Annotated in this window: 3 protein-coding genes; all 3 read right to left on the bottom strand. The window is 72.7% G+C overall.

What is annotated here, in order from left to right:
- Positions 1-5: 5 nt before the first annotated feature.
- The gene (locus ACTS11_RS06000) at positions 6-1,424 is read right to left on the bottom strand and encodes a cryptochrome/photolyase family protein (RefSeq protein WP_442639427.1); all 1,419 of its coding nucleotides are present in this window, start codon (positions 1,422-1,424) and stop codon (positions 6-8) included.
- A 67-nt stretch (positions 1,425-1,491) separates the two neighbouring features.
- Positions 1,492-2,484, bottom strand: a complete 993-nt coding sequence (gene acuI, locus ACTS11_RS05995) for an acryloyl-CoA reductase (protein WP_442639426.1) — start codon at positions 2,482-2,484, stop codon at positions 1,492-1,494.
- A 33-nt stretch (positions 2,485-2,517) separates the two neighbouring features.
- A partial coding sequence (locus ACTS11_RS05990; protein ID WP_442639425.1) for a glycine cleavage T C-terminal barrel domain-containing protein occupies positions 2,518-2,699 on the bottom strand: 182 nt, incomplete at its 5' end.

Genomic DNA, 2,699 nt, shown 5'->3' with positions numbered 1-2,699 from the left:
GTGTCTCAGAAGCCGCGACTCTCGTACGCGGCGAGCGCGCGGCGGCGGCCCTCGGCCGCGTCCACCACGGGTCGCGCCGGATAGGCGTCATCGGGCGACATCCCCCAGGACCGCGGCGCGGCCTCGAAGAAGGCGAGCGCGGTCTCGGGCGGGTTGGCCGACAGCTCGGCCACCCAGCGGCGCCGGTAGCGGCCGTGGGGATCGAACTTCTCGGCCTGCGTCTCGGGGTTGAACACCCGGAAATAGGGCGTGGCGTCCGGCCCGGACCCCGCCGACCACTGCCAGCCCATCGCGTTCGAGGCCGGATCCCAGTCCACGAGGCAGTCCTCGAACCAGTCGAGGCCGATCTTCCAGTGCGTCAGCATGTGCTTGGTCAGGTAGGAGGCGACGAGCATCCGCGCGCGGTTGTGCATCCGCCCGGTGGTGTATAGCTCGCGCATCGCCGCGTCGACGATGGCCATGCCCGTGCGCCCGCGCTGCCATGCGACGACATCGGCGCGGCTGGCGTCCGTGTTCCAGGGAAAGGCCTCCCACTCCTCGCGCCAGTTCCGTTCGACGATGTGCGGCGTGTGGTGGACGAGGTGATGGGCGAAGTCGCGCCAGACGAGCTCCTTCAGGAAGGTCTCGGCGCCCGCGCGGCCCTCCTCCATCGCGCGCCTGCCCGCCCACCAGCAGGTGCGCGCCGAGATCTCGCCACAGGTCAGGTTCTCGGAGAGCTGCGAGGTGCCGTTCCGCGCAAGGTCGTCGCGCGCCTCGGCGTAGGCGTCGATCCCGTTTTCGAGAAAGGCGTCGAGCCGGGCCTGCGCGGCCCGCTCGCCCACCGCGAGGTGCGGCAGGACGACCTCCGCCCCGCGGTTCATGGCGGCGCCGAGCGCGAGGGAGGCGAGATCGTCGCTCGCGGGCCAGGCTCCGGGCGCGCGGAGCTTCGGCACCGGCAGCGGGTCGCCGGGATCGCGCCCGCGCACGGCCTTCCAGAACGGCGTGTAGACCCGGTAGAAGCCGCCCGTCCCCGTCTCCACCGTCCAGGGCTCGAAGAGGACATGGGCCGCGTGGCTCCGCGCCGCGATGCCCTCGGCCTTGAGCGCGGCCTTCACACCCTCGTCCCGCGCGCGGGAGGCGGGATCGTAGAGGCGGTTCCAATGGACCTCGCGCGCACCCGTCTCGGCGATGAGCGCGCGCAGCACGTCGAGCGCCCTGCCCCGCCGCACGATCAGCCGCGCGCCGGCCCCTTCCAGCGCCGCGCCGAACACCTCGGCGCCGAGGCCGAGCCGCCATTTCGGCGCCGCGCCGTGGCTCTCGACCACCTCGTCCACGATGAAGACCGGGATGACGGGCGCCCCGGAGGCCGCCGCGGCCGCAAGCGCCGGGTTGTCGCCCAGCCGGAAGTCCCGCCGCGCCCAGTAGAGGATCGGTGTCGAAGTCATGCGCCCCCGGAAAGCCCTTGTCCCGTCCCGCGCGAGCTAAGTCCGGCGCGGTCGGGGTCAAGGCGGCTCAGGCGCGCACGTCCACGACGACACGGCCCCGCACCCCGCCCTTCAGGATCGCGGCGCCGAGGTCGGGCAGATCGGCCAGCGTCGCGGGCTGCACCATCGCCTCGAGCTTGTCCTGCGGCACGTCGCGGGCCACCCGCGCCCAGGCGCGGACACGGTTCTCGTAGGGCTGCATCACGCTGTCGATCCCGAGGAGGTTCACGCCCCTGAGCAGGAAGGGCACGACCGTCGCGGGCAGCGCCGCACCGCCCGCGAGGCCCACCGCCGCGACGGAGGCGCCGTACTTCATCTGCCCGAGCACGCGGGCGAGCATGGCGCCGCCCACCGCATCGACGCAGCCGGCCCAGGTCTCGCTCTCGAGCGGGCGCTTGACCGTCTCGGCCAGGTCCTCGCGCGGCACGATGCGCGCGGCGCCGAGGCCCTTGAGGTAGCCCTCCTGCTCGGGGCGCCCGGTGACGGCGGCGACGGTGTAGCCCAGATTGGCCAGCGCGGCGGTCGCGACCGAGCCGACGCCACCGGCGGCCCCCGTCACCAGAACCTCGCCCTTCGATGGGGTCAGCCCGTGATCTTCCAGCGCCATGATCGCCAGCATGGCGGTCAGCCCGGCGGTGCCCACCGCCATCGCGGCCCGCGTCGTCAGCCCCTCGGGCAGCGGCACGAGCCAGTCGGCGCGGACCCGCGCCTTCTCGGCATAGCCGCCCCAGTGCGCCTCGCCCACGCGCCAGCCGGTCAGCACCACCTTGTCGCCGGGGCGGTAGCGGTCGTCGGTGCTGGCTTCCACGGTGCCGGCGAAGTCGATGCCGGGGACATGCGGATACTTGCGCACCAGCCCGCCGCCCGAGCCGAGGCAGAGCCCGTCCTTGTAGTTGAGCGTCGAGTACTCGACCGCGACCGTGACCTCGCCCTCGGGCAGGTCCGCGTCCTCGAGGGATTTCACCGAGGCCGATTTCCGGCCCTCGGCGTCTTCCTCGACCAGCAAAGCGCGAAAGGTCATGTCGTGGCTCCCTTGTCTCGATCTACATGAAGTTCAGGCCGCAGCCTTCTGTTTCCGTTCCCAGAACTCGGCTTCGACACGGGCGGGCAGCGGCCCGTCCTGGGTCTCCACCGTCAGCTCGGTTCCCGGCTCCCAGTGGGTCATGCGCACCATGCCGATGGCGACGCCGCAGCCGTAGTCGGGCGACATCGCGGCGGACGTGACCTGTCCGACCC

It is taken from the genome of Roseicyclus sp., from assembly GCF_052168335.1.
Lineage (GTDB): Bacteria > Pseudomonadota > Alphaproteobacteria > Rhodobacterales > Rhodobacteraceae > Roseibacterium.
This window is presented reverse-complemented; position numbering and strand designations above follow the sequence as displayed.

Excerpts from the sequence above, each read along its gene's own strand:
- ACTS11_RS06000 (WP_442639427.1), bottom strand. The coding sequence starts at position 1,424 with ATGACTTCGACACCGATCCTCTACTGGGCGCGGCGGGACTTCCGGCTG.
- acuI (WP_442639426.1), bottom strand. The coding sequence starts at position 2,484 with ATGACCTTTCGCGCTTTGCTGGTCGAGGAAGACGCCGAGGGCCGGAAA.